The sequence below is a fragment of the Streptomyces sp. NPDC046931 genome, assembly GCF_040644655.1.
GTDB lineage: Bacteria > Actinomycetota > Actinomycetes > Streptomycetales > Streptomycetaceae > Streptomyces.
In genome coordinates, this window is the sequence record NZ_JBEYWX010000031.1 from 50,725 (window position 1) to 74,992 (window position 24,268).

Sequence of the window (24,268 nt, forward strand, 5' to 3'; positions counted from 1 at the left end):
GTCAGCGGGGCTTCAGGGTGACCAGACGGTGGCCGTCCTCGGTCCGTACCTCGTAGCGGTCGATCTGCTGCGAGGCGAGGGCGGTTCCGCCCTGCACCGTGGTCGCCTCGCCGTCGTCCGCGGGCACCATCCAGCTCGTCACGGTCTGCTCCGAGCCGTCCTTGCCGACCACGACCAGCCGGCAGGAGTGCGGACCGGACTTGTCCTTGACCGTCACGTCGACCTCGCTGCCCCAGACCCGGTCCTGCGCGGTGACCTGCGCCCAGACGCCCGTCTCCGGGTCGGTCGCGTCCATCGCGGCGGCGGTGGGCGAGGACTCGTGTCCGGAGACGACCGCCACCGTCGATCCGCCGACCGCGAACGCCACGGCCGCCGCGACCGCGTACAGCCGGCGCCTGCGCGTGCTGCGGTGCTTGGTCGTCACCTCGTCGAGCAGCCGCTCCAGCAGCCGCGGCCCGGGGGAGGCGAAGGGGTGCACCGACCGCGGGGTCGCCCTCCGGTACAGCATCAACTGCCGTGCTGCGGGCCGGAATTCGCTCACATGGGCCGTGCAACTCGAACACTCCATGAGGTGCTCCTCGAAGCGGAAGGCTTCCGCCTCGTCGAGCACGCCGAGCGCGTAGGCGCCGACGTCGCGATGGCGTTCCAGGGACCTCATACCAAATCCTCATGCCGTGAGCGGGGTGTGATGCTGCTGTTGCCCACGGGTACGGACCAGGCGGCCGAATCACTCAAGGCCGTTACCGAATCGCGGCCAAGACATTCGGAGCCGTCGGCCCGGCGGATTGGTCCGTCCTCAAAAAAGATGGATGGCGAGATGTCCCAGGGGGAGTCCGAGCTGCCAGGCGGGCGTCCAGACCTGGGGGCCGTCGTCCTCCCCCGTCACCGAGCCGCCGGGCACCGCGTCCAGGTCCGGGGCGAGCAGCTCGGTCTCCTCCAGCCAGCGCCAGGCCGCCGAGGCCAGCTCCAGGTCCGGTGCCGGGCCGCGCGACCGGGCCGCCTCGGCGGTCACCTGGGCCATCCGCTCGCGCACCCAGTCCTCCCACGGCTGGTCGTACGCCGTCAGCGAAAGCCAGGTCTCCAGCTGGGAGACGACACGGATCCCGGGCAGTTCGCCGCCGGTGTCGGACAGGAAAATGGTCAGTGCCAGGGCGTCGCGCCCGGCACGGAACTCGAAGGACGTGGGCGGCATGAGGTCGCCGGTCCGCAGCAGTTCGTCCGCGATGTACTCGGCGTACAGCCACGCCATGGGGACGGCCAGATCACCGTCGCCGGTGCCGTCCCTGCTCTCTTGGCCTCTGTGCAGCATCCCTTCCTGCCTTCCTCCGGTACGTGCGCGTCGCCCGGTTCCGGGCCCCGCTGCGGAACACGGATGAGGCAAGCTGATTGCTCAACCATGGTCCGCAGCAAGGCGCTTTACGGAGGTTTGACCCGGCCCTCGGTTTCACCGCAGGTCGGCCGCGTATCCGGGAAGAACCCGGCGCAGGGCGCGCAGCGCGTAGTACGCGCGGGACTTCACCGTACCGGGCGGAATTCCCAGGGCCTGGGCGGCCTCCGCCACACTCGCCCCGCGGAAGTACACCTGCACCAGGACTTCCCTGTGCTCGGGAGTGAGTGTCTTCACAGCCTCCCGCACATCGAGCATCGCGACGGACCGCTCCGCGTGGTCGGCGACCACACGTGCGCTCTCCGGGACGCCGTCCCCGACCTCGGCGGGACGCGCCTGGCGGGCCCGGCGCGCGTCGATGGCGAGCCGCCTGCCGACGGTGAGCAGCCAGGGGCGCACGGAGTCGAATTCCTGCGCGCGGAGCGCTTCGGGGTGTTGCCAGGCGCGTACGAGCGTCTCCTGGAGCAGATCCTCGGCGCGCTGCCGGTCGCCGTCGCACAGCCTGAGCAGCAGGGCGAAGAGAGGCCGGCCGTGCTCGCGCTGCAGCGCGGCCAACTCGTGCTCGGCGCTCGTCCCGGGAGAGGTGGTGGTTCCGGCCGTCATGGGCGTATGCCAACGCGGTCCGCACCACCGGGACAGGGCGCGCGCCGGACCGTGCGGTGGACGGTCGCTGTTCGTCGGTGAACGGCACGGCGAGCGGTCAGGAGGCCTCGCCCGACCGGGCCAGCGCCGAGCGCTTGTACGAGTAGCCGAAGTAGACGATCTGGCCGATCGCGAACCACACCGCGAACCGCACCCAGGTCTGCCACTCGAGGAAGGTGATCAGCCAGATCGAGAAGACCACCCCGAGGGCCGGTACGAACGGCATCCACGGCGTGCGGAAGGAGCGCGGCAGGTCCGGCCGCCGGTGCCGCAGCACGATCACCGCCGTGCACACCACCACGAACGCCAACAGGATCCCGATGTTGGTGAGTTCGGCCGCCTCGCCGATCGGCAGAAAGCCGGCGATGGCGGCCGACGCCGCCCCGACGATCCAGGTGACGCGGGTCGGGACATGGCGGGTGGGATGCGTCCTCGCGAACCACTGCGGCAGCAGCCCGTCCCGGGACATCGCGAACCACACCCGGGTGACCCCGAGCATGAACGTGAACATCACGGTGAGGATGCCGATGATGGCGCCGGCCGCGATCACGTCGGCGAGCCCGCTCAGGCCGACCGCCTTGAACGCGCTGGAGAAGCCGCTCTCCTTGTCGATGTCCTTGTAGTTCTGCATGCCCGTGAGGACCAGGCAGGCCGCCACGTACAGGACCATGGAGATCGCCAGCGAGTAGAGGATCGCCCTCGGCATGTGGCGCTGTGCGTCCTTCGACTCCTCCGCCGCGGTCGACATGGCGTCGTAGCCGAACACCGCGAAGAAGACGGTGGCCGCGCCGGTGAACGCGCCGCCGACGCCGTACGGGAAGAAGGGACGGTAATGGCCGGTGTCGATGTGGAACACGCCGACGCCGATCACCAGCAGGACGACGAGGATCTTCAGGGCCACCACGAACGTCTCGAAACGGGCCGCGTTGCGGATGCCGAGGTTCAGGAGGTACGCGATCAGCAGGCACAGGACGACCGCAAACAGGTCGACCCGATGGCCGGCCCCCGTGCCGGGGGCGCCCAGCATCCACGCCGGCAGATGGACGCCCGTCTCGCCGACCAGGAAGCCGAAGTAGCCGGAGATGCCGATGGCCACCACGGCCACGATCGCCGTGTACTCCAACAGCAGGTCCCAGCCGATGAACCAGCCGGCGTACTCGCCGAGCACCGCGTAGCCGTAGGTGTAGGCCGAGCCGGCCTTCGGGATGAGCCCGGCGAACTCGGCGTACGACAGCGCGGCGGCCGCGCTCGCCACGCCCGCGATCAGGAACGACACGAGGACCGCGGGCCCGGCCGTGCCGTTGGCGACGGTCCCGGCGAGGGTGAAGATGCCGGCGCCGATGATCCCGCCGACGCCGATCGCGGTGAGCTGCCACAGGCCGAGCGAACGCTCCAGCCGGGCGCCCTCGCCGACTTCCGTCTCTCCGATGTGCTCGATGGGTTTGCGGCGGAGAATCCCCTCACCCATGCGGAGCCTGGCCATGAGCCTCACCTCTTCGCGAGCGGCAACCGGCTGACGGCGGATCATGATGGCGCAGGGACGGCGGGGACGGAAGACCGCACGCGCATGGCGCCGCACGGGCCGAGGGCCGCGCAGCCGTCGTCGGCCCTGGGCGGCGATGGGTGCGCGACCGGGGGCGGTCCTGCTACGGCACGACGGTGACCGGCCAGCGCCCCGCCTTCACCAGCCGGACCGCCACCGAGCCGATGATCCGGTGGCCGGCCTGCTCGGACGCGCCGACCACGACCGCGTCCGCCTTGAGTTCGTCGGCCGCATTCACCAGGCCGTTGTAGGGATCGCCCCGGAAGGTGTGGAACTCCCAGCGCACCTCGAATATGCCCTTGACGCGCTCGGTGGCCTCACGGATGTAGGTGACCAGATCCTCCGCGATCTCGTCCGTCGTCTCGGCCACCGGCACCCCGAGCGCGGCCCCCGCAGCCATCACGGGCTGCACGTACACGACCGCGAGCAGCGCGTGCTGCCGCCGTGCCAGGCCTCCGGCGTACGCCGCCGCACGGAGTGAGGAGTCGGTGCCGTCCACGCCGACGACGATGACCTTGGGCCCGTCGGTGCCCCGCTCGAACTGATGCGAGTGCTGTTCCGTCACGGTACCGAGGCTATCGGAATCCGCAGGTCCGCAACCGGGCGGGCAGCGGAGGAATGCGCAACGACGGCGACCGGCCGGGGAGCAGCCCGGAAATCCGGGATATGGGTAAATATGCTGATCCCATCGAGTGCTTCTCGTCTCCTCACCGGTGTTGCGCGGTCCCGGCGCCATCCCCTCACGTGACTCATGAGTCATGCACAAGGATCAGATGCTCACCCGGCGCCGGGCGCTGCTCGCCGGTGCCACCGTTCTGGGCGCGGCCGGGGCGACCGGTACGGCCCGGCTGCTCACCGCGGACCCCCCGGCACGCCCGGTGCGGAGTGTCGCCGCGGCCGCGGGCCCACAGGCGGGCGTGCCCCCGAAGCCGTCCGCCTTCCGTCTGCGGCCCATGACCGGCTACAGCCCGCCGCGCGGCGGGCCGGCGCGCACCGCCGTCCGCGGAAGGCCGATCCTGCGCCTGTCGGGCCGTGGCACCAGCATGGTGCTGACCTTCGACGACGGTCCCGATCCCCGCTACACGCCCGCCATCCTGCGCACGCTGCGGGAGTACGACGTGCGTGCGGTGTTCTTCGTCTGCGGGGAGATGGCCGTCGACCACAAGGACCTGCTGCGCGAGATGGCCGACGACGGTCACGTCGTCGGCAACCACACCTGGACGCACCCTCTGCTGACCCGGCTGCCCCGGTCGAGGATCCGCTACGAGATGGAACGCACCTGTGAGGTCATCGCGGACGCCTACGGCGAGCCCCCCCTGTGGTTCCGCGCTCCGTACGGGGCCTGGAACCGGGCCGCCTTCCAGCTCGGCGCCGAACTCGGCATGGAGCCGTTCGCCTGGACGGTGGACTCCTTCGACTGGGCGACCCCCGGCACTCCCACCATCGTCCGTCGGGTGGAGGGCAATGCCGCCCCGGGCGTCATCGTCCTCTCGCACGACGCCGGCGGAGACCGCTCGCAGAGCGTGCAGGCGCTGCGCGAGTATCTGCCGTACCTGCGGGACTCCGGCTACCACCTCACGGTGCCCAGGCGCCGGTCCACCTGAGCGCCCGTCCACGGGTGGGGCCCTCAGCGCACCGCGGCGAGCCGGGCGAACACCACCACGTTCCCCGCGTAGCCGTTCTGCTCGGAGAAGGCTCCGCCGCAGGTGATGACGCGCAGTTCCGGAACTCCCTTGCTGCCGTAGACGCGGGCCCCGGGGAAGTTCGCCTTGCTGAAGACCTCGACGCCGTACACCTTGAACACGGCCGTCCTGCCGTCCTCGCGCCGGACCTCCACCTGGTCGCCCTTCCTCAGCCTGCCCAGTCCGTAGAACACGGCCGGTCCCTGGCTGTTGTCCACATGGCCTACAAGCACGGCCGTGCCCTTCTCACCGGGCGAGGGCGCGCCGGTGAACCAGCCCGCGAGGTTCGGGTCGTCGGGCGGCGGTGCGTCCACCCAGCCGGACGTGTCCAGTGCGACCGGGATCACGCGGGCGTCGATCCGAAGCGCCGGGATGCCGACGCGGACGGCCCCGGAGTAGCGAAGGGCGTCGGGCCCGGTGTAACCGGCGCTCAGGGCGCCGGGGGAGTCGGGGGCCGCCGCCGAAGCCGGCTGGGGCGGGCCCGTCGCGAACTCTCCCGAACCGTGCCGGACGAAGGCGAGGCCTGTCAGCAGGACGAGCGCGATCATCCCCCACGGGGCGCGCTTCGTGCGCCGCTGTTGGGCCGGCTCTGACCCGGGCATGCTCCCTCACTTCTCGGGTTCCGGTGTGAGGAGGCCCCCGCGGCGGGGCCCCCGCGGCGGGTCAGGACTGGCTCAGGGCGGTGCGGCGGCGGGACAGGTACCAGGTGATGCCGAGCGAGCCCGTGATGAGCGCCGCGCCGATCCCGATCTCCTTCAGGTCGAGGGCGCCGATGCTGCCGCCGACCCCCGCCCGCACCCCGTGCTGGCCGTAGCCGCCGCCCCCGCCCCCGCCGTAACCGCCCCCGCCGTATCCGCCGCCCCCGCCGTATCCGCCGCCCCCGACCCCGCCATAGCCGCCCCCGCCGTATCCGCCGCCCCCGACCCCGCCGTAGCCACCTCCGCCGTATCCACCACCGCCGACCCCGCCGTAGCCGCCACTACCCACCCCGCCGTAGCCGCCACCGCCCCCGCCGCCGGTGTCACTGCGGTAGTTCGCGTTCGCGGCCGCGATGGCGAGCTGCTTGTGGCCGGACTGGCGGCCGCACTGGAATGTGACGTCGTAGTTGGCCCCGGGCCGGGCGTTGCGGTTGACGACGGCCGTGGCATAGGACCGGCCCTTGGGGATGGTGACCGTGTCGAAGGCGTCGGAGTGGACGGTGGCGTTGTCGTTGCACCCCTTCACGGGCAGGTTGACCCGTTCGCCGGGGCCGATCTTCGTCGGCTGCAGGTCGTAGCCGAACGACGGCAAGTTCCCTTCGCCCCGGCTGACGGTTCCCGGCCCGGCGCAGCCAAGGGCGGTGACGCCCAGCAGTGCGACCGAAGCGACGCGTATCGCGCGCATGGTGACCCTCCAGGTCCCCGAGGAGCCGTGCTGCGGACCTTTTCCGCTTGCGCCAGAAACGCACCCCGGTGATCGAAACGCTAGGAAAGGTGGTGCCGGGGCGCGATTGGAGTCGTGCGAATGGCGCACAGACCTGAGCCACGAAAGGGGCAATGGCGGCTCCACGCAAGGGAGACGAGGGCCGGGCCGCCGGGGACGGGTGCGCGCGGTCCCGTCCCCGCCGGCCGGTACGTCCCCCGCTTCTCACCCGTGCATGCGCGGGAACAGGGCCAGGAACGGTTCGGAGGAGGCGGTGATGCCCCGGCTGTAGGGTGCGTCGAAGTCCCAGATCAGGAAGAGCAGGAAGGCGATCAGCGCGGAGAAGAGCCCGGCGAGGACCAGTTCGCGCGGTGTCCGCCGGATCTGCAGCGCGAACACCATCCCGATGGTGACCACCGCACCGGCGACCAGCCCGAACCACACCACCGGCGGCATGGTGGAGCCGGTGGAGTCGGCACGGGCGGCCCGCGCCGTGTCGGCGGCGGCCACCTGGTCGAGGAGCGGCTGGTACGCCTGCGCCTCGAAGTCCGTGCGGGGCGCGTAGTCGGTGACGTCCTGACGGATCCGCTGGAGGAGTCCGGCGCCGCGCGCTGTCACCTTGCCGTGGTCGGCCATGGCCTTCCACTCGGCGCCGACGACCTGGCCGACATACGCGTTGACGTCCGCGCGGATACGGTCGCGGACCTCGGGCGGGTAGACGCGGACGCGCTCCGAGATCTCGTGCAGCGCCTGGGCCTCGGCCTGCACATGGTCCTGGGCGGCGCTGCGGGCCTCCCAGACGCCCGCGATGGCCAGACCCAGCACGATGGCGTACACCACGCCGATCCACATCGTCATGTACTCGATGACATCGGGTGTCTCGGACGGGTCCTCGTCCGCGGCGGCCGTGCGCTGCCGAACCAGGGTCACCACGATCACGACGGCACAAGCGGCCGCCATCGCGAGGGTGAGAACAAGCCATTCCGACAAGAGGTCCCTCCAGGGGTCAGCGCGGACGCAGCGCGGCGATGGCGAACACCGCGGGCGCGACGATGAGCAGGGTGAACATGAGCGGCGACGGGCTGTCGTGCGGCGGCCGCGGGTGGGACACCGCGTGGTACGCCGGGTAGTGCAGCGGGGTCGCCCGGGGCCGCGGACTCGGCCGGTGCGAGGGCGTCGGGGCCGGCTCGGGGGTGGGTGGGGGAGCGAGGACCGGTGCCGGGCGCGGGCGCGGCGCCTGCGTGTGCGGTGGCGGCGGCACGGGCCGGGGCGGCGGGGTGGGCCTGGGCGGCGGCGGGGGAGGCGGTGGGGGCTCGGGTGTGGGCGTGGGGCTCGGTGCCGGAGTGGGGCTCGGAGTCGGGGTGGGGCTCGGAGGCAGGCACGGTGGCGGGGGGAGCTCGCCGCCCGCGACCGCCACCGCCGCCGTGCCGTCCGGGCCCGTGGAGGCGTAGGCGCACGCGTCGGCCGACGCGGGATGGGCGACGGCGCCCACGAGGGTCCATGCCACCGTCACCACGGCCAATGCCCCCCTGACGAGGGCGGACCGGGTCGGTTCGGGTCGATGCACGACCGAGATCATGGGCCGGTCCGCCCCCGCGCACGCCCGGGCGGGGGCGAATTGGCCCGAAGAGGGGACTTCGGCCTTCGGGAGGTTTCCTCAACGACGCCCGTATCGGAACGGGTTCGGCACTTATGTACGAAGGTGCACCGAGCGGGTGGGAGTCGGCCCGAGGCGTCACAGGCTCCGCAAAGAATTTCGCGGTCCGATTGAACACATCGGGTGTTCCGGCCCGTACCTAGGGCTATACGCGGCGCTCAGGAGGCGCTGCAACACCCAAGCGGAATGCTGGAGTTGAGAATGAAGACATCCTGGCGGAGCGCCTCCCTCGTGGCGACAGCTGCGGCCGTGCTGGCGCTCACGACGGCGTGCGGTCAGGAGAGCGGCACCCAGTCGACGGGCAGCCAGAACGTCGGGGCCAACGCCGTCGCGGGCGGCCTCGGTTCCCCCTCAACCGTCCCCGGAAACGGCTACGGCGCCGACTCCACGGCCGCCCCGAGCGCCGCGGCCGGCGGGAAAACCGCAGGCCAGCTGGCCGTCACCGACAATGCGAAGCTCGGTAAGATCGTCACCGACAGCGCGGGCTTCACCCTCTACCGCTTCGACCAGGACACGGCCGAACCGCCGAAGTCCTCCTGTGACGGCGACTGCGCCAAGACGTGGCCGCCGGTTCCCGCCGACGGCGCTTCCGTCGCCTCCGGGATCGACAAGTCCCTGCTCGGCGAGGTCACCCGCTCCGACGGCACCAAGCAGCTGACCATCGCGGGCTGGCCGATGTACCGGTACGCCAAGGACACCAAGGCCGGTGACACCAACGGTGAGGGGCTGAAGGGCGCCTGGTTCGCGACCGCGCCCACCGGCAAGAAGGCCGCGGTCTCCGACCTGCCGGGCCTGTCGGTCCGCAACGACCCCAAGCTCGGCCCGATCGTCGTCGACAAGAACGGCATGACGGTCTACCGCTTCATGAAGGACAAGGCGTGGCCCGAGCCGGTGTCCAACTGCACCGGTGCCTGCCTGGAGAAGTGGCCCGTCGTCGCGCCGGTCTCGGCGGACGACACCAAGGGCGTCAAGAAGAAGGGCCTCATGGGCTTCACCCGCCCCGACGGCGCCAAGCAGATGACCGTCAACTGCTGGCCCATCTACACCTTCTCCGGTGACAAGGCCCCCGGAGAGACCAACGGTCAGGGCGTGGGCGGCACGTGGTACGCCGTCTCGCCCGACGGAAAGCCGGTCGGCGCGTCCAAGTAGAGATCGCCTCCCCAGGGTCGATCGATCGCCTCGCCCCAGTCAGCCACGCACCCCGGAAGGGAGTGAGACGCAGAAGCCGGACGAACGGGACACAGGCGCGCACGACCAGGTCCGCCCCCTCTCCACCGCACGGAGGGGGCGGACCCTTTTCGTGTGCGATGGCACCGCGCGGGCCCGGCTCCGCACGTGCCACCGGCAGTGACCGGGAACGGATGGTCAATTTCCGTTTTTACTCGCTCGGTTGGCGGACGATCAGTAGCCTCTGCTCGAACACCGGATCGCCTCCCCTGTCCCCTACGCCTTGGAGAACTACATGGAGCGTCCTGCCTGGGCGCCACGGAGCATCGACATCTCCGTGCCGAGCGTGTCCCGCATGTACGACTTCTACCTGGGCGGGTCGCACAACTTCGAGGTCGACCGCCAGGCGGCGCGCAGGGCGCTGGAGTTCATGCCGGGCCTCCCCAAGATCATGCAGGCGAACCGGGCGTTCATGCGCCGCGCGGTGCGCTTCGCCGTCGAGGAGGGCATCACCCAGTTCCTCGACATCGGCTCCGGTATCCCGACCTTCGGCAACGTCCACGAAGTGGCACAGCGGGCGCATCCGGGCGCCCGTGTGGTGTACGTCGACCACGACCCGGTTGCAGTCGCACACAGTCAGGCGGTCCTCGAGGGGAACGACGACGCGGACGTCGCCGCGGCCGATCTCCTCAAGCCCTCCGAGATCCTGTCGAGTCCTCAGGTCGAGCGACTTCTCGACCAGAACCGGCCGATCGCCCTCCTTCTCGTTGCCATACTGCACTTCGTGGAGGACGCGGACGACCCGTACGGAGCGGTGGCCGAGCTGCGCGACGCCCTCGCGCCGGGCAGCCTGCTCGTCCTCACGCATGCCTCGTACGAGGGAATCCCCCTGCCGCAGGGGCGCGCCGAGGGCGCGGTCGACGTGTACAGGAACATCCGCAATCCGCTGATCATGCGCTCGCGCGACCAGATCGCGCGGTTCTTCGAGGGGTACGACATGGTGGAACCCGGACTGGTGCCGATGCCGACGTGGCGACCCGACACGGCACCCGAGGACGAGGATCCTTATGCCTTCTCCGGTTTCGCCGGCGTGGGGCGCGCGGCGTGAGCGGGGAACCGGGCGGACCGGAGGACAGACTGCGCAGGTTCGCGACCATCTGGAGCCGGGCGGTCTTCCCGGCGACCGCCACGGCGCTGACCCGGCCCGAGTTCGAGGAGCAACTGCTTCCGCTGGCCCGGCGTCTGTACGACGCGCTGCGGGCCAGGGCGTTCGACGCGGCCGAGGCCAGGGCCATCGGCGCGGCGCTCATGGAGTCGCACTGCACGGATCCGGAGGCGCTCAGCCGCACGCTCGACTGCGTCGACGCCTACCTGGTGCTCTACTGCGGCGACCCGGACGCCTCCGCGAAGACGCAGGAAGCCCTGCGGACCCGCTCCTCGCGGTTGCAGCACGCGATCGCCGCCGGGTTCGCGGCGGCCCTGAAGGAACGCACGCTCGCCGAGCAGGAGGCCATCGCCCGGGCCGCGCTCACCGCCCAGGGCGTGGTGGCGCAGGCCCTGCACTCCAGCGAGGCCCGCTTCCGCGCGGTGTTCGAGGGCGCGGCCATAGGCATCGGCATCGCCGATCTGGACGGCAACGTCCTGGAGGTCAACGGCGCGCTGCTGCGCATGTTCGGTGGTTCCGAGCATCTGGTGCGCGGGCGCAACGTCTCCGAGTGGACCCATCCCGACGACGCACCGCAGGTCTGGCGCCTGTACGACGAACTGGTCCGCGGCGAGCGCGACCACTACCACGTCGAAAAGGCCTTCTACCGGCCCGACGGCACGGTCCTGTGGACCAACCTGACGGTGTCCCTGCTGCGGGACGCGGACGGCAACCCGCAGTACCAGCTCGCGCTCATGGAGGACACCACCGAGCGGCGACTGCTGAACCTCAGGCTGCGCTACGAGGCCACCCACGACGCGCTCACCGGACTGCCCAACCGGACCCTGTTCTTCGAACGCCTGGAGAAGGCGCTGGCCGCGGGTGAGGGACAGCGTTTCGGCCTGTGTTATCTCGACCTCGACGGCTTCAAGATCATCAACGACAGTCTCGGGCACGCGGCCGGCGACCGGCTGCTCGTCGAGGTCGCCGACCGGTTGCAGACGTGCGCGACCGCGCCCGGTGAGATGGTGGCGCGGCTGGGCGGCGACGAGTTCGTGGCGCTCACCACCGGACCGGACACCGAACGCGGCGTCGACGAACTCGTCGGACGGATCATGAACGCGCTCGTCACCCCGATCAGCGTCGACGGCCGGGAGCTGACCGTGCGCGGCAGCATCGGCGTCGTCGAGGGACCGGCGGGGGAGCGCGGCCCGGCGGAGGTGCTGCGCAGCGCGGACATCACCATGTACCGGGCCAAGTCGGCGGGCGGCAACCGCTTCGAGCTCGCCGACCCCGAGGCCGATGCCCGCGCCATCACCCGGCACGGGCTGACCACGGCGCTGCCCATGGCCCTGGACCGGGGCGAGTTCTTCATCGAGTACCAGCCGCTGGTGCATCTGGGCGACGGCACCGTGCACGGCGCCGAGGCCCTGGTGCGCTGGCTGCATCCGCAGCACGGCGTGCTCGGCCCCGACCACTTCATCCCGCTCGCCGAGCGGACCGGGCTGATCGTGCCCCTGGGCCGGTGGGTCCTCCAGGAGGCGGTACGCCAGGCCCGGGCATGGCAGGAGAGGCACGACCAGCAGGGCCCGCTGCGGATCAACGTCAATCTGTCACCGTGCCAGCTCACCCACCCCGGGCTGGTCTCCGACACCGTGGACATCCTGGAGCAGGCAGGTCTGGAACCGGACGCGCTCTGCCTGGAGGTCACGGAGTCGGCGCTCATCGGAGCCGACGACGACCTGCTCAAACCTCTGCGGTGCCTGGCCGAGATGGGGGTGGACATCGCACTCGACGACTTCGGCACGGGCTACTCGAACCTCGCCAACCTGCGCCGGCTTCCGGTGCGGATCCTGAAGCTGGACCGTTCCTTCACCCAGAGCATGCAGCAGTGCCCCGCGGACCCCGTCGATCTCAAGATCGTCGAGGGTATCGTCTCCCTCGCCCACAGCCTGGATCTCGCGGTCACGGTCGAGGGAGTGGAAACCGGAGCCCAGGCCGAGCAGCTGCGGATCCTGGGCTGCGACACGGCCCAGGGCTGGTACTACGCCCGCCCGGGCCCGCCGGAGCGGCTGCACGAACTCGCACTGGTGGACGCGAGGGGCTAAGCCTTCACGGCCGCAGCCGACTGTGCCGACGGTACGAGCCGTACGGGCTCGGCCACGGGGGGCGGCGCGCGGGTGGTGCGTCCGGGGCGGGCGGTACGACACCCGGGTGCGGCGAGGAGGACGGCGTCCCCGGCGGCCGGCGTCTCGCTGTCGAGGCCGGTGCGGTGGGAACGGCTCGTGGACCAGCGCGGCGTCGGCGTCCCCCCGCCGCCGCAGCCGCAGTTGTTCCCCGTCCGTACAGCCGGACCGTCACCGGGACGTAAGCGGGCCGCTCGGCATCCGGAGTGACGGAGCGTTCTTGACGGCGCTGCCCGTTGACCGGGCCCTGGGCACCTGCGCCACCGGCGGCATCGCCGCGACGGCGGCCCGGCTGCTGCTCGACGCAGGTTTTGGCCGAGCGCACGGCCGGCGGGCGGCCCCCTCAGCGCTCCAGCAGCATCCGCTGAAGCTCCCTCGCCGCCCGTGGCGGTGCCACATCGCTGCGGTGGGCCAGCGCGATCGTACGGTGGAGTCCGGGCGGGGCCAGCGGGGTGACCCGCAGCCCGCGCCCGGACCGCGTGGCCACCATGCGCGGTACGACCGCCACCCCGAGCCCGGCCCGTACGAAGCCCAGCACCGCGTCCATCTCGCCGCCCTCCACCGCGAAGTCCGGCTCGAAGCCCGCGGCGCGGCACGCCGTGACGGTCAGTTCCCGCAGGTCGTAGCCGTGCCGGAACATGACCAGGCGCTCGCCCTCGAGGTCCGCGACACGGACCGTGCGGCGGCCGCCGCCGGGCCTCGGGGCGTCGGGTGAGGACACCACCACCAGGTCCTCGCGCAGCAGCTCCACGGTGGTCAGCGCGGGGGAGGGGGTGGGCAGCGGGAGTACCACCAGGGCCAGGTCGAGCGCCCCCCGCGCCAGCTCCCGTACGAGGTCGTGCGAGCCCCCCTCCTCGATCAGCAGCCGGATGCCGGGATAGCGGTCGTGGAAGGCGCGCAGCACGTCCGGCAGCAGGCCCGTGCACAGGCTCGGTGTCGCTCCCAGCCGCACCCGGCCACGGCGCAGCTGCACCAGCTCCTGCACCTCGTGCCGGGCCGTGTCCGCGTCGGCGAGGATCCGCCGGGCCAGCGGCAGCAGCGCCTCCCCCGCGTCGGTGAGCGTGATGTTCCCCCGTGCCCGCAGGAACAGGTCTGCCCCCAGCTCCCGCTCCAGCGCCTTGATCTGCTGCGACAGCGACGGCTGCGCGACATGGACCAGATCGGCGGCCCGGGTGAAGTGCCGGGTCTCGGCGACCGCCACGAAGTACTGGAGCTGCTGGAACTGCATACAGCAAGGATAGGACCCGCCTATCGAAACGAGCCGGTCCATGTCTTGGACCGATGGGGACCTTCGGCCCTAGCGTTCTGAGCCATGGCTCTGGCAACGCGGACGGACCGACGGCCGTCCATGGCGCGCACCGTGTGGGACTCGACCGTCGGCAAGAAGACAGTGATGGCGGTCAGCGGCCTGATCATGCTGCTGTACCTGGTCGCCCACATGATCGGGAACCTGAAGATCTACTTCGGGGCCGGCGAGTTCAACCACTACGCGCACTGGCTGCGTACCGTCGGCGAACCGTTCATGCACTACGAGTGGACGCTCTGGCTGATCCGCGTCGTGCTGGTCGTCGCCGTGGTCGCCCACGCCGTCTCCGCGTACCAGCTCAGCCGCCGGGACATCAGGGCGCGCCCGAAGAAGTACGTGCACGGCAAGCCGCGGGCGAGCTACGCGACCCGCACCATGCGCTGGGGCGGGATCATCCTCGGCCTCTTCATCGTCTGGCATCTCCTCGACCTGACCACCGGCACCGTCCACTCCGGCGGCTTCCAGGAGGGCCACCCGTACCAGAACGTCGTGGACACCTTCTCCACCTGGTACGGCAACGTCGTCTACATCGTCGCGATGCTGGCCCTCGGCCTGCACATCCGGCACGGCTTCTGGAGCGCCGCCCAGACCCTCGGCGTCGGCAGCCGCACCCGCGACCGCGCCCTCAAGACCGTCGCCAATGTCCTTGCGCTGCTGCTCACGGCCGGTTTCATAGCCGTACCCGTGGGCGTCATGACCGGAGTGGTGAGCTGATATGACTGCTTCCGCCGAATACACCGACTACGCCACCGGCGAACCCGTCGCCGACACCAAGGCGCCCAGTGGCCCGGTCAGCGAGCGCTGGGACACCCGCCGCTTCGAGGCCAAGCTGGTCAACCCCGCCAACCGCCGCAAGCACAGGGTCATCGTCGTCGGCACCGGTCTGGCGGGCGGTTCCGCGGGCGCCACGCTTGCCGAACAGGGCTACCACGTCGTCCAGTTCTGCTACCAGGACTCCCCGCGCCGTGCCCACTCCATCGCCGCCCAGGGCGGCATCAACGCCGCGAAGAACTACCGCAACGACGGCGACTCGATTCACCGCCTGTTCTACGACACCGTCAAGGGCGGCGACTTCCGGGCCCGCGAGTCCAATGTCCACCGCCTCGCCCAGATCTCCGTCGAGATCATCGACCAGTGCGTGGCGCAGGGCGTGCCGTTCGCCCGCGAGTACGGCGGCCTGCTCGACACCCGCTCCTTCGGCGGCGTCCAGGTCTCCCGCACCTTCTACGCCCGCGGCCAGACGGGCCAGCAGCTGCTCCTCGGCGCCTACCAGGCGCTCTCCCGGCAGATCGCCGCCGGCAACGTGGAGATGCACCCGCGCACCGAGATGCTCGACCTGATCGTCGTCGACGGACGGGCCCGCGGCATCGTCGCCCGCGACCTGATCACCGGGAAGATCGACACGTACTTCGCGGACGCCGTCGTCCTCGCCTCCGGCGGCTACGGCAACGTCTTCTATCTGTCGACCAACGCCATGAACTCCAACGCGACCGCCATCTGGCGGGCGCACCGGCGCGGCGCCTACTTCGCCAACCCCTGCTTCACGCAGATCCACCCGACCTGCATTCCGCGCACCGGCGACCACCAGTCCAAGCTCACCCTGATGAGCGAGTCGCTGCGCAACGACGGCCGGATCTGGGTGCCGAAGGCCAAGGGCGACAACCGCCCGCCGAACGAGATTCCCGAGGACGAGCGCGACTACTATTTGGAGCGCATCTACCCCTCCTTCGGCAACCTGGTCCCGCGGGACATCGCCTCCCGCGCCGCGAAGAACGTCTGCGACGAGGGCCGCGGCGTCGGCCCCGGCGGTCAGGGCGTCTACCTGGACTTCGCGGACGCGATCAAGCGCATGGGCCGCGAGAAGGTCGGGGAGAAGTACGGCAACCTCTTCGAGATGTACGAGCGGATCACCGCGGAGAACCCCTACGAGGTGCCGATGCGGATCTACCCCGCCGTGCATTACACGATGGGCGGTCTGTGGGTCGACTACGACCTCCAGACCACCGTCCCCGGCCTGTTCGCGATCGGTGAGGCCAACTTCTCCGACCACGGTGCCAACCGGCTCGGCGCCTCCGCGCTGATGCAGGGCCTGGCCGACGGATACTTCGTGCTGCCGGCCACGATCAACGACTACCTGGCGCGCAACCCGCACCAGGACCCGGTGACCACCGACCACCCCGCCGTCCAGGAGGTGCTGGCCGAGACCGAGGACCGGCTCGACCTGCTGCTGTCCGTGGACGGCGACCGTACCCCCGACTCCTTCCACCGCGAGGTCGGCGAGCTCATGTGGGAGTTCTGCGGCATGGCCCGCACCGACAGCGGGCTGCGCAAGGCGCTGGAGCGCATACCGCAGATCCGCGAGGAGTTCTGGCGGCGGATCAAGGTGCCCGGCGTCGGCGAGGAGTTCAACCAGTCGCTGGAGAAGGCCAACCGCGTCGTCGACTACCTGGAGCTCGCCGAGCTGATGTGCCTCGACGCGCTGCACCGCACCGAGTCCTGCGGCGGCCACTTCCGCGAGGAGTCACAGACCCCGGACGGGGAGGCCGCCCGCAAGGACGACGAGTTCGCCTACGCGGCCGCCTGGGAGTTCACCGGCACCGGCGAGGCTCCCACCCTGCACAGGGAAGACCTGGTCTTCGAGTACGTCCACCCCACCCAGCGGAGCTACGCATGAAGCTCACCCTGCGCGTCTGGCGGCAGAAGAACGCCGACGCCGAAGGCGCCATGTCCACCTACGAGGTGGACGGAGTCTCGCCCGACATGTCCTTCCTGGAGATGCTGGACACCCTCAACGAGGAACTCATCCTCAAGGGCGAGGACCCGGTCGCCTTCGACCACGACTGCCGCGAGGGCATCTGCGGCGCGTGCTCGCTCGTCATCAACGGCGACGCGCACGGCCCGGAACGCACCACCACCTGCCAGCTGCACATGCGGTCCTTCCGGGACGGCGACACGATCGACATCGAGCCGTGGCGGGCCTCGGCCTTCCCGGTGATCAAGGACCTCGTGGTCGACCGCGCGGCGTTCGACCGGATCATCCAGGCCGGCGGTTACATCACGGCCCCGACGGGCTCGGCGCCCGAGGCCCACGCCACACCCGTCCCCAAGACGGACGCCGACTCCGCGTTCGAGCACGCCGAGTGCATCGGCTGCGGAGCCTGCGTGGCGGCCTGCCCGAACGGCGCGGCCATGCTGTTCACCTCGGCGAAGATCAACCACCTCAACGTGCTGCCCCAGGGTGCGCCCGAGCGCGAGACCCGGGTGCTGAACATGGTGGCGCAGATGGACGAGGAGGGCTTCGGCGGCTGCACCCTCACCGGGGAGTGCGCCACCGCCTGCCCGAAGGGCATCCCGCTGGTCTCCATCACCAGCATGAACAAGGAGTGGCTGCGCGCGACCCGCAAGGCGGCCCGCCGCTAAGCGTCTCGCCGCTGGGGGCCCACACAAGGACAGGCCGGCGCCGCCTGGGACGGGCGGCGCCGGCCGTGCACGTTCGCCGGCAGGTGCGGACGGGCGGGACCGGGCGTGGTGCTCAACCCCGGTCCCGCCAAGCCCTCGCGCGCCGAATGCCCGGCCGAGCCCGCCGCCCGGCGTCACCTGCCACCCCTGGCATTCAACATTCCCACATCCGCCCTCCTGGCAGCGGTCACGTGCGGGCCAACCGGCATCGGAAGAACAGGAGCGCACAGACCGCACAGTCGTCGGTCTGCCTCCGCGCCGCCGAACCGGCCCGTGACCAGGAGAGAGCCATGACCGGCGTTTCCGCCCTCGTCAGCCCCCCACCGCCCGTGGCACCGACCCGCTACACCGTCACCCTCGCCCGTGACGAGGCCGATGTCCGGGACGCCCAGCGGCTGCGCCACGACGTCTTCGCCGGGGAGATGGGCGCCCTCCTGTCCACCCCGCAGCCGGGCCTCGACGTCGACGCCTTCGACGCGTACTGCGACCACCTGCTCGTCCGTGACACGGTGACCGGCCAGCCCGTGGGCACCTACCGGCTGCTGCCGCCCGAGCGGGCCGCGATCGCCGGGCGGCTGTACTCGGAGGGCGAGTTCGACCTCGGCCCGCTGGACGGAATCCGCTCCGGCCTGGTCGAGGTCGGCCGCTCCTGCGTCCACCCCGACCACCGCGACGGCACGGTCATCGGACTGATCTGGGCGGGGATAGCACGCTACATGATCGACGGCGGCCACGAGTGGCTGGCCGGCTGCTGTTCCCTGCCGCTCGCCGACGGCGGTGCGCTCGCCGCGGGCACCTGGGAGCGTGTCAAGGCCAAGCACATGGCGCCCGAGGAGTACCGCGTACGGCCGCTGTTGCCCTGGCGCGCGGACATCCCGGCCCCGGCCGGGCACACCGAGCTGCCCCCGCTGCTGCGCGGCTACCTCCGTCTCGGCGCCTGGGTCTGCGGTGAGCCCGCGCACGACCCGGACTTCGGCGTCGCCGACCTCTACGTCCTGCTGTCGATGCGCCGGGTCAACCCGCGCTATCTGCGGCACTTCCTCTCGCTCGTCCCGGCGTGACGACCATGCCCAGGACCGCTGCGCGAACCGTCTTCCGTCCCGGGCCGACCCTCCGCCCACGGCGCGGCGTCGAGGCGCCCGCGAGCCCCGGTGCGAGCACGGCGGCTGTTCCGGCCGCCGTGGCGGCGCCCCGGCAGCGGCACGGCGACGGCACGTCCCCCGCCGTCGCGGCGGTGAGTGCCTGGCTGCCCAGCGCCCCCTGCTCCCCGCGCTCCTGCGTGGATGCCACGGCGCCGGCGGCCGCCGCACCGCGCGCCGTACTGCGGCTCGCGGCCCTGCTGGCCCTGGTCGTCACCGGGACCGTCCTCTCCCCGGTCGTGTGCCGGCTTCCCGTCCCGTCCCGCGAGCGGATCATCAGGGCCTGGTGCCGGACGGTGGTGCGCGCCGCCGGCGTCCGGGTACGGACCAGCGGTGCCGCCCCCTCCCACGGCGGCCTGCTGATGGTCGCCAACCACATCTCCTGGCTCGACATCCCGCTGCTCGCCGCCGTCCGCCCCGGCCGGATGCTCGCCAAGATCGAAGTCAGGCAGTGGCCGCTGGCCGGTGCGCTGACCGCGCGCAGCGGCGCCCTGTTCATCGACCGCGACCGGCTGCGGGCGCTGCCCGACACGGTCGCCAAGATCGCGGACGGCCTGCGCGCCGGGTCCGCGGTCGTGGTCTTCCCCGAGGGCAGCACATGGTGCGGCCGTGCGCAGGGACACTTCCGGCGGGCGGCCTTCCAGGCGGCGCTGGACGCGGATGTCCCCGTCCAGCCGGTGCGGCTCCACTACCGGGACGAGGGTGGCACGGCCAGCACCGCGCCCGCGTTCGTGGGGAGTGACTCCCTGCTGTCGTCACTGTGGCGGGTCCTGTCGGCGCGCCGACTCGTCGCGGAGGTCCGGGTCGCGCCGGTTCTCGTACCGGGCGCCGGGACCGACCGACGCGATCTCGCCCTGGACGCCCAGCGGGCCCTGGAGCTCCCGGAGGACGGACCCGCACACCGCCCGTGACCGCAGCCTCCTCGCTGCGCCGGCCGCACCATTGCTACGGTGCTCCGGTGCCCGAATCTTCACGCGAAACGGCCGAGGGTGCCGGCTGGGGAGCCGCGGAACGCGGCGGATACCACGAGTTGATGCCGCGTCAGGTCGAGAAGCTCTCCTGGCTCGACCCCAGGACCCTCTGGGCCGCCCGCAACGGCGTGCTCGCCTCCTGGCTCGGCGATCCCACCGGACGTACCCGCGCTCGCTGGGTGGAGCGGCGGGAGGCGGCGGGCGCACCCGCCGACAAGGTGATCCGGCGGGACGACCCGGACCGCTTCTCCTTCATGGTCATCGGAGACACCGGTGAGGGCGACGACCCCCAGTACGCCGTCGTACCCGGTCTCCTGAAGGTGGGTCAGGAGACGCGCTTCACCGTGGTGGCCAGCGACGTCATCTATCCGGTCGGGGCCACCGCCGACTACGGCACCAAGTTCTTCCGCCCCTACCAGGGCTATCAGGCCCCAGTCTACGCCGTACCCGGCAACCACGACTGGTACGAGGACCTGCACGGGTTCATGCGCGTCTTCTGCGACGCGGAGCCGCCGGCGCCGGAGCCCGCGCCCCGCCCGCCGAGCCGGGCCTGGCTGCGTTCCCTGCTGTGGCACCGGCCGGGCACTTTGGACGAGCAACGCCTCGCCGAGGCGCGGCAGTTGCGCTCTGCCCCCGCTCAGCAGGCCCTCCAGCCCGGCCCGTACTGGGCGATCGACGCCGGACCCGTCCGCATCGTCGGTATCGACAGCGGCCTGCTGGGCACCATCGACGCCGAACAGGGCAGATGGCTGCGGGAGGTCTCGCGAGGATCCCGTCCCAAGATCCTCATCACCGGTTCCCCGCTCTACGTGGACGGCGAGCACCACCCGTGTCCCATCGAGGGCGGCGGCACGGTCGACGACGTCGTCCGCGATCCGGACCATCACTATGTCGCGGCGATAGGCGGCGACATCCACAACTACCAGCGCTATCCGGTGGACGTGGACGGCCGCACCATCCAGTACGTGGTCTCCGGCGGTGGCGGAGCCTTCATGCACGCCACCCACACCATCCCGCGCGTGTCGGTGGCGAACGTCACCGAACGGGACTTCCGCTGTTACCCGCTGCGCGGCGACTCCCTCGCCTTCTACAGCAGGCTCTACGGGCGCAGGCTGCGGCTGCGGCGCTTCTTCACGCTCTCCGAGGCGGAGGCGACCGCCGTCGTGGCCGAGCGCCTCGGCGTTCCCGCGACCCGCGCCCCGGGCGCACCCGCCCGGGTCACCCTGCGCACCCGGCTCGTGGCCTCTGTGCTGGGCGCCGGGGGACGTCCCGACCGCACCTCCCGGTTCCGGCTGCCCGTACGCAAGGTCTACACCCGTCTGTTCAGCCCGAGTTCGGCCACCTACAGCCCCCCGTTCTTCAAGAACTTCCTGCGCCTGGACGTCAGCCCCGAGGCGGTCCTGCTGCGCTGCTTCGCGGCGACCGGCAACCTGCACCAGGAGCTCGACCCGCCCGTCGAGGACGAGGTGACCATTCCTCTGGTGTGAGCCCCGTAGACGGGGAGAGGCCCCCACGAAGGGGGCCTCGTTCGTCACGGTCCGGCGCGAGCGTGGCTCGGGGGTTCAGCGCACGGTCGCCGCGGACGCCTCTTCCACCAGCTTGGTCACGGCGCCGGGCGGGAGACTGACACGGCGTGGGAGGCCTTGGTCTCGACACTGTGGGAGTGGGCGCGCTTCGCCATGAAGCGCTGGGCGGCGACCGGGATGTTCTTGTCCTGGGTGGTGATGAGGTCCCAGGAGGGGATCGTCTTCCAGGCCTCGCTGGTGGCCTTCTCGTCGAGGGCGGAGGCGGCGATGGGGCGCTGGGTGGCGGCCATGAGGTCCGCCGTGGCGCCCGTGCGACGCCCCGTAAGTAGACCACGCGATCGAATCGTGCACGATTGGATCGGGCGCGATCGAATCAAGGAGCCGATCACTCCAGGGTCCGAGGCGCGCCCGGCCCCTGTCCTTGCGGGAGAACGATCACGCTCGTACGGTTGCATCAGTGGAGAACGATCGTTCTCAGGCGGGGGTCGCTGGATGCCCTCATTCGATGGAGACGAATTGACAGACGCACCGCGCCCTCCCCTTCCGCCCTTCACCCGGGAGACCGCCGTCGAGAAGGTGCGGCAGGCGGAGGACGGCTGGAACTCCCGCGATCCCGAGAAGGTCGCCCTCGCCTACACGGTCGACTCCCGCTGGCGAAACCGCGCGGAGTTCGTCAACGGCCGCGACGAGATCGTCGCCTTCCTCACCCGCAAATGGCGGCGAGAACTGGAGTACCGCCTCATCAAGGAGCTGTGGGCCTTCGAGGGCAACCGCATCGCCGTGCGCTTCGCCTACGAATGCCACGACGACTCGGAGAACTGGTTCCGCTCCTACGGCAACGAGAACTGGGAGTTCGACGACAACGGCCTGATGCGCAAGCGTTACGCGTGCATCAACGACCTGCCCATCAAGGAGTCGGAGCGTCTGTACCACTGGCCGCTCGGACGACGGCCCGACGGCCACCCGGGCCTCGGCGACCTGGGCCTGTGACCGCCTGTCGGCCGGCTGTCGCCGCCCGGCGAGCCGCTGGGGGAGTCGCGGCTCAGGCGCCCAGTCCGGCGACCCGGGCCAGTCTCCGGTAGGAGTCCACGAGCGCAGTGCGGTCGTAGCTGCTCGTCGTGACCAGCACCTCCTGCGCCCCTGTCTCCTCGAGCAGGTTCTCCAGTTCCTGGGCGACCTGCTCCTCGGTGCCGGCGATATGGCCGGCGAGCCCCGCCTCGTAGAAGCCGCGCTCCTTGGCGCTCATCGCGAGGGACTCCACATGCTCGGCGGGCGGCAGGGGCGGGAACGTGCCGTGGGTTCGCGCATACGCCATCGACCAGGCCTCCGGGAGGAGGATACGGCGGGCGTCCTCGGGTGTGGCGGCGACCGCGATCGTGCCGGAGACGACGACATACGGCTCGCTCGCCCAGGGGGAGGGCCGGAACGTCTCCCGGTAGCGCTCGATCCCCCGGAGCATCTTCTCCCGGTTCCGCAGGTCCCCGATGACCATGGGCAGTCCGGCCTGTGCGGCGATCGTCGCGCCCTCGCCCAGGGCCAGCACGAACGGCGGCACGGTCAAACCCTCGGATGGACGCGCATGGGCTCCGGTGGGGGAGGTGCCGCGGAACCATCCCAGGAGCTCGGCGAGTTGGCCGGCGAAGTCGCCGGCGTCGTCCTTGTCGCGGCCCAGTGCCTTGCGCACCCCGTCGGTGAAGCCGACGGAACGGCCGAGCCCCATGTCGATCCGGCCGGGGAAGAGGGCCTCCAGCACGCCGAACTGCTCGGCGACGACCAGCGGCCGGTGATTGGGCAGCATCACGCCGCCCGTCCCCACCCGGATGGCCCGGGTGGCCGCCGCGACGGCCGCGGCCAGCACGGTCGGCGCGGATCCGGCGACGCCGGGCACACCGTGGTGCTCCGAGACCCAGAACCGGTGGTACCCGAGCCCTTCGACCTCCTGGGCCAGTCGCACGGTGTCCCGCAGCGCCTCGGTCCCGTCGTGACCCTCGCGGGTGCGCGAACGGTCGAGTACGGAGAAACGGGGTTCTGCGGTCACGGGGTTCACAAGGGCTTCAACGCCCAGCCGGGCGGGTGATTCCCGGCTTTCGCCGCCTCAGCTGTCGGACACGTTCGCGGTGAGCAGGCGCGGGAGCTGTCCGGCCTGGGCCGCCTGCTCGGGGGCCAGGCCCATGGCGTCGCCGATGGCGAGCGGGACCGTGCGTGCCCGGTCCCGCAGTCGGGCCCCGGCATCGCTCAGGCGGATGGCGACGGAGCGCTCGTCCTCCGGGCGTCGCTCGCGCCTGACCAGGCCGTTCGACTCCAGGCGCTTGAGCAGAGGCGAGAGGGCGCTGGACTCGAGCTGAAGGGCCTGACCCAGGTCGCGCACGGAAATGGAGTCCTGCTCATGACCGCCGGCCTCACCCTCATGGCCAAGGAACGCGGCGACGTCCCGCTGGTGCAGCAGGTCCTGTTCTGCCCGGTCACCGACGCGGCCTTCGACACCGGCTCCTACGATCAGTTCGCCGAGGGCTACTTCCTGCGCCGCGACGCCATGCAGTGGTTCTGGGACCAGTACACGACCGACGAGGACGAGCGCGCCCGGATCACCGCCTCCCCGCTGCGTGCCACCACCGGGCAACTGCGCGGGCTGCCCCCGGCCCCGGTCGTCACCGCCGAGGCCGATGTGCTCCCTGACGAGGGCGAGGCCTACGCGGGCAAGCTGCGCCAGGCCGGCGTCCCGGTCACCGCCGTCCGCTACCAGGGCATCATCCACGACTTCGTGATGCTCGACGCCCTGCGCACGGCACTCTGCACCGCCTGAGTGCGGTGGGCCGGCTCCGTCGGCGCACGTCCGGTTCAGCCGACGTGAACCCGCGGTCGCCGCTTCCGGTCCGGCTCCGCCTCGCGCAGCACCTCCCGGGTCACCGGGGCCACCTCGCCCTGGCCGAAGAGGAAGAACCGCAGGAAGTTGGCGAACGGGCTGCCCTCGGTCCACTCGAAGTAGATGTGCGGAAGGCAGCCCGTGGTGTCGCGGACGTGGAGCAGCAGGGCGGCGAGGGCGTTGGGGATGGAGGAC

General features: G+C 71.3%; 22 protein-coding genes and 4 pseudogenes. 12 read left to right on the forward strand and 14 right to left on the reverse strand.

The window, feature by feature from the left end:
- Position 1 precedes the first annotated feature (1 nt).
- The 5 genes from ABZ876_RS34385 to ABZ876_RS34405 all read right to left on the reverse strand — a co-directional run bounded on the left by ABZ876_RS34385 (position 2) and on the right by ABZ876_RS34405 (position 4,137).
- Entirely contained in the window at positions 2–658 is a 657-nt protein-coding gene (locus ABZ876_RS34385) for a zf-HC2 domain-containing protein (protein WP_361789167.1), read from the reverse strand.
- Positions 659–796: 138 nt separating this feature from the next.
- Positions 797–1,309 carry a hypothetical protein gene (locus ABZ876_RS34390; RefSeq protein ID WP_361789169.1) on the reverse strand — a complete coding sequence of 171 codons (513 nt, stop codon included), beginning with the start codon at positions 1,307–1,309 and terminating at the stop codon, positions 797–799.
- A gap of 135 nt (positions 1,310–1,444) precedes the next feature.
- Positions 1,445–1,990 (reverse strand): sigma-70 family RNA polymerase sigma factor, encoded by a 546-nt coding sequence (locus tag ABZ876_RS34395; protein WP_361789170.1) that lies wholly within the window; start codon positions 1,988–1,990, stop codon positions 1,445–1,447.
- A gap of 97 nt (positions 1,991–2,087) precedes the next feature.
- Positions 2,088–3,512 (reverse strand): amino acid permease, encoded by a 1,425-nt coding sequence (locus ABZ876_RS34400; RefSeq protein WP_361789172.1) that lies wholly within the window; start codon positions 3,510–3,512, stop codon positions 2,088–2,090.
- A 163-nt stretch (positions 3,513–3,675) separates the two neighbouring features.
- Positions 3,676–4,137, reverse strand: a complete 462-nt coding sequence (locus ABZ876_RS34405; protein ID WP_361789174.1) for a universal stress protein — start codon at positions 4,135–4,137, stop codon at positions 3,676–3,678.
- A gap of 193 nt (positions 4,138–4,330) precedes the next feature.
- On the opposite strand from ABZ876_RS34405, the gene ABZ876_RS34410 reads away from it, so the two are divergent.
- Positions 4,331–5,176, forward strand: coding sequence for a polysaccharide deacetylase family protein (locus ABZ876_RS34410; RefSeq protein ID WP_361789176.1), 846 nt, complete (start codon positions 4,331–4,333; stop codon positions 5,174–5,176).
- A 23-nt stretch (positions 5,177–5,199) separates the two neighbouring features.
- On the opposite strand, the gene ABZ876_RS34415 is transcribed toward ABZ876_RS34410, so the two are convergent.
- The 4 genes from ABZ876_RS34415 to ABZ876_RS34430 all read right to left on the reverse strand — a co-directional run bounded on the left by ABZ876_RS34415 (position 5,200) and on the right by ABZ876_RS34430 (position 8,222).
- The gene (locus ABZ876_RS34415; protein WP_361789178.1) at positions 5,200–5,856 is read right to left on the reverse strand and encodes a class F sortase; all 657 of its coding nucleotides are present in this window, start codon (positions 5,854–5,856) and stop codon (positions 5,200–5,202) included.
- 61 nt (positions 5,857–5,917) lie between these two features.
- Positions 5,918–6,637, reverse strand: coding sequence for a hypothetical protein (locus ABZ876_RS34420; RefSeq protein ID WP_361789180.1), 720 nt, complete (start codon positions 6,635–6,637; stop codon positions 5,918–5,920).
- A gap of 243 nt (positions 6,638–6,880) precedes the next feature.
- Positions 6,881–7,645: a DUF4239 domain-containing protein gene (locus tag ABZ876_RS34425; protein WP_361789182.1), complete on the reverse strand. Its 765-nt coding sequence runs from the start codon at positions 7,643–7,645 to the stop codon at positions 6,881–6,883.
- A gap of 16 nt (positions 7,646–7,661) precedes the next feature.
- The gene (locus ABZ876_RS34430) at positions 7,662–8,222 is read right to left on the reverse strand and encodes a hypothetical protein (RefSeq protein ID WP_361789184.1); all 561 of its coding nucleotides are present in this window, start codon (positions 8,220–8,222) and stop codon (positions 7,662–7,664) included.
- Between the two features lie 291 nt (positions 8,223–8,513).
- Here ABZ876_RS34430 and ABZ876_RS34435 point away from each other — a divergent pair, with 291 nt between their 5' ends.
- The 3 genes from ABZ876_RS34435 to ABZ876_RS34445 all read left to right on the forward strand — a co-directional run bounded on the left by ABZ876_RS34435 (position 8,514) and on the right by ABZ876_RS34445 (position 12,731).
- Complete coding sequence (locus tag ABZ876_RS34435; protein ID WP_361789186.1) at positions 8,514–9,461, forward strand: SCO0930 family lipoprotein; 948 nt, start codon at positions 8,514–8,516, stop codon at positions 9,459–9,461.
- A 313-nt stretch (positions 9,462–9,774) separates the two neighbouring features.
- On the forward strand, positions 9,775–10,587 hold the full coding sequence (locus tag ABZ876_RS34440; protein ID WP_361789188.1) for an SAM-dependent methyltransferase: 813 nt from the start codon (positions 9,775–9,777) through the stop codon (positions 10,585–10,587).
- Positions 10,584–12,731 (forward strand): EAL domain-containing protein, encoded by a 2,148-nt coding sequence (locus ABZ876_RS34445; RefSeq protein WP_361789190.1) that lies wholly within the window; start codon positions 10,584–10,586, stop codon positions 12,729–12,731. Before ABZ876_RS34440 ends, ABZ876_RS34445 begins: the two co-directional genes overlap by 4 nt.
- A 421-nt stretch (positions 12,732–13,152) precedes the next feature.
- Here ABZ876_RS34445 and ABZ876_RS34450 read toward each other — a convergent pair whose 3' ends face one another.
- The gene (locus ABZ876_RS34450; protein WP_361789192.1) at positions 13,153–14,037 is read right to left on the reverse strand and encodes a LysR substrate-binding domain-containing protein; all 885 of its coding nucleotides are present in this window, start codon (positions 14,035–14,037) and stop codon (positions 13,153–13,155) included.
- Positions 14,038–14,157: 120 nt separating this feature from the next.
- On the opposite strand from ABZ876_RS34450, the gene ABZ876_RS34455 reads away from it, so the two are divergent.
- The 6 genes from ABZ876_RS34455 to ABZ876_RS34480 all read left to right on the forward strand — a co-directional run bounded on the left by ABZ876_RS34455 (position 14,158) and on the right by ABZ876_RS34480 (position 21,171).
- Positions 14,158–14,829 carry a succinate dehydrogenase gene (locus ABZ876_RS34455; protein ID WP_361789209.1) on the forward strand — a complete coding sequence of 224 codons (672 nt, stop codon included), beginning with the start codon at positions 14,158–14,160 and terminating at the stop codon, positions 14,827–14,829.
- 1 nt (position 14,830) lies between these two features.
- On the forward strand, positions 14,831–16,789 hold the full coding sequence (locus ABZ876_RS34460) for a fumarate reductase/succinate dehydrogenase flavoprotein subunit (RefSeq protein ID WP_361789194.1): 1,959 nt from the start codon (positions 14,831–14,833) through the stop codon (positions 16,787–16,789).
- Complete coding sequence (locus tag ABZ876_RS34465; protein ID WP_361789196.1) at positions 16,786–17,535, forward strand: succinate dehydrogenase/fumarate reductase iron-sulfur subunit; 750 nt, start codon at positions 16,786–16,788, stop codon at positions 17,533–17,535. The genes ABZ876_RS34460 and ABZ876_RS34465 overlap by 4 nt, the downstream gene beginning before the upstream one ends.
- 329 nt (positions 17,536–17,864) lie before the next feature.
- Complete coding sequence (locus ABZ876_RS34470) at positions 17,865–18,635, forward strand: GNAT family N-acyltransferase (RefSeq protein WP_361789198.1); 771 nt, start codon at positions 17,865–17,867, stop codon at positions 18,633–18,635.
- 173 nt (positions 18,636–18,808) lie between these two features.
- Positions 18,809–19,624 (forward strand): lysophospholipid acyltransferase family protein, encoded by an 816-nt coding sequence (locus ABZ876_RS34475; protein ID WP_361789211.1) that lies wholly within the window; start codon positions 18,809–18,811, stop codon positions 19,622–19,624.
- 47 nt (positions 19,625–19,671) lie between these two features.
- Positions 19,672–21,171, forward strand: coding sequence for a metallophosphoesterase (locus tag ABZ876_RS34480; protein WP_361789200.1), 1,500 nt, complete (start codon positions 19,672–19,674; stop codon positions 21,169–21,171).
- 75 nt (positions 21,172–21,246) lie between these two features.
- On the opposite strand, the pseudogene ABZ876_RS34485 reads toward ABZ876_RS34480, so the two are convergent.
- A pseudogene (locus ABZ876_RS34485) lies at positions 21,247–21,509 on the reverse strand (alpha/beta hydrolase); the annotation flags it as partial.
- 217 nt (positions 21,510–21,726) lie between these two features.
- Here ABZ876_RS34485 and ABZ876_RS34490 point away from each other — a divergent pair.
- Entirely contained in the window at positions 21,727–22,200 is a 474-nt protein-coding gene (locus tag ABZ876_RS34490; RefSeq protein ID WP_361789202.1) for a nuclear transport factor 2 family protein, read from the forward strand.
- Between the two features lie 52 nt (positions 22,201–22,252).
- Here the strand turns inward: ABZ876_RS34490 and ABZ876_RS34495 are convergent, their stop codons facing one another.
- Positions 22,253–23,257 carry an LLM class flavin-dependent oxidoreductase gene (locus tag ABZ876_RS34495; RefSeq protein ID WP_361789204.1) on the reverse strand — a complete coding sequence of 335 codons (1,005 nt, stop codon included), beginning with the start codon at positions 23,255–23,257 and terminating at the stop codon, positions 22,253–22,255.
- A 48-nt stretch (positions 23,258–23,305) separates the two neighbouring features.
- A pseudogene (locus ABZ876_RS34500) lies at positions 23,306–23,596 on the reverse strand (MarR family transcriptional regulator); the annotation flags it as partial.
- On the opposite strand from ABZ876_RS34500, the pseudogene ABZ876_RS34505 reads away from it, so the two are divergent.
- Positions 23,597–23,992, forward strand: a pseudogene (locus tag ABZ876_RS34505) (alpha/beta hydrolase fold domain-containing protein); the annotation flags it as partial.
- A gap of 56 nt (positions 23,993–24,048) precedes the next feature.
- Here the strand turns inward: ABZ876_RS34505 and ABZ876_RS34510 are convergent.
- A pseudogene (locus ABZ876_RS34510) lies at positions 24,049–24,268 on the reverse strand (amino acid transporter); the annotation flags it as partial.

Coding starts and splice junctions, on each gene's coding strand:
- ABZ876_RS34385 (WP_361789167.1), bottom strand. CDS start 658: ATGAGGTCCCTGGAACGCCATCGCGACGTCGGCGCCTACGCGCTCGGC.
- ABZ876_RS34390 (WP_361789169.1), bottom strand. CDS start 1,309: ATGCTGCACAGAGGCCAAGAGAGCAGGGACGGCACCGGCGACGGTGAT.
- ABZ876_RS34395 (WP_361789170.1), bottom strand. CDS start 1,990: ATGACGGCCGGAACCACCACCTCTCCCGGGACGAGCGCCGAGCACGAG.
- ABZ876_RS34400 (WP_361789172.1), bottom strand. CDS start 3,512: ATGGCCAGGCTCCGCATGGGTGAGGGGATTCTCCGCCGCAAACCCATC.
- ABZ876_RS34410 (WP_361789176.1), top strand. CDS start 4,331: ATGCACAAGGATCAGATGCTCACCCGGCGCCGGGCGCTGCTCGCCGGT.
- ABZ876_RS34415 (WP_361789178.1), bottom strand. CDS start 5,856: ATGCCCGGGTCAGAGCCGGCCCAACAGCGGCGCACGAAGCGCGCCCCG.
- ABZ876_RS34420 (WP_361789180.1), bottom strand. CDS start 6,637: ATGCGCGCGATACGCGTCGCTTCGGTCGCACTGCTGGGCGTCACCGCC.
- ABZ876_RS34435 (WP_361789186.1), top strand. CDS start 8,514: ATGAAGACATCCTGGCGGAGCGCCTCCCTCGTGGCGACAGCTGCGGCC.
- ABZ876_RS34440 (WP_361789188.1), top strand. CDS start 9,775: ATGGAGCGTCCTGCCTGGGCGCCACGGAGCATCGACATCTCCGTGCCG.
- ABZ876_RS34450 (WP_361789192.1), bottom strand. CDS start 14,037: ATGCAGTTCCAGCAGCTCCAGTACTTCGTGGCGGTCGCCGAGACCCGG.
- ABZ876_RS34455 (WP_361789209.1), top strand. CDS start 14,158: ATGGCGCGCACCGTGTGGGACTCGACCGTCGGCAAGAAGACAGTGATG.
- ABZ876_RS34460 (WP_361789194.1), top strand. CDS start 14,831: ATGACTGCTTCCGCCGAATACACCGACTACGCCACCGGCGAACCCGTC.
- ABZ876_RS34465 (WP_361789196.1), top strand. CDS start 16,786: ATGAAGCTCACCCTGCGCGTCTGGCGGCAGAAGAACGCCGACGCCGAA.
- ABZ876_RS34470 (WP_361789198.1), top strand. CDS start 17,865: ATGACCGGCGTTTCCGCCCTCGTCAGCCCCCCACCGCCCGTGGCACCG.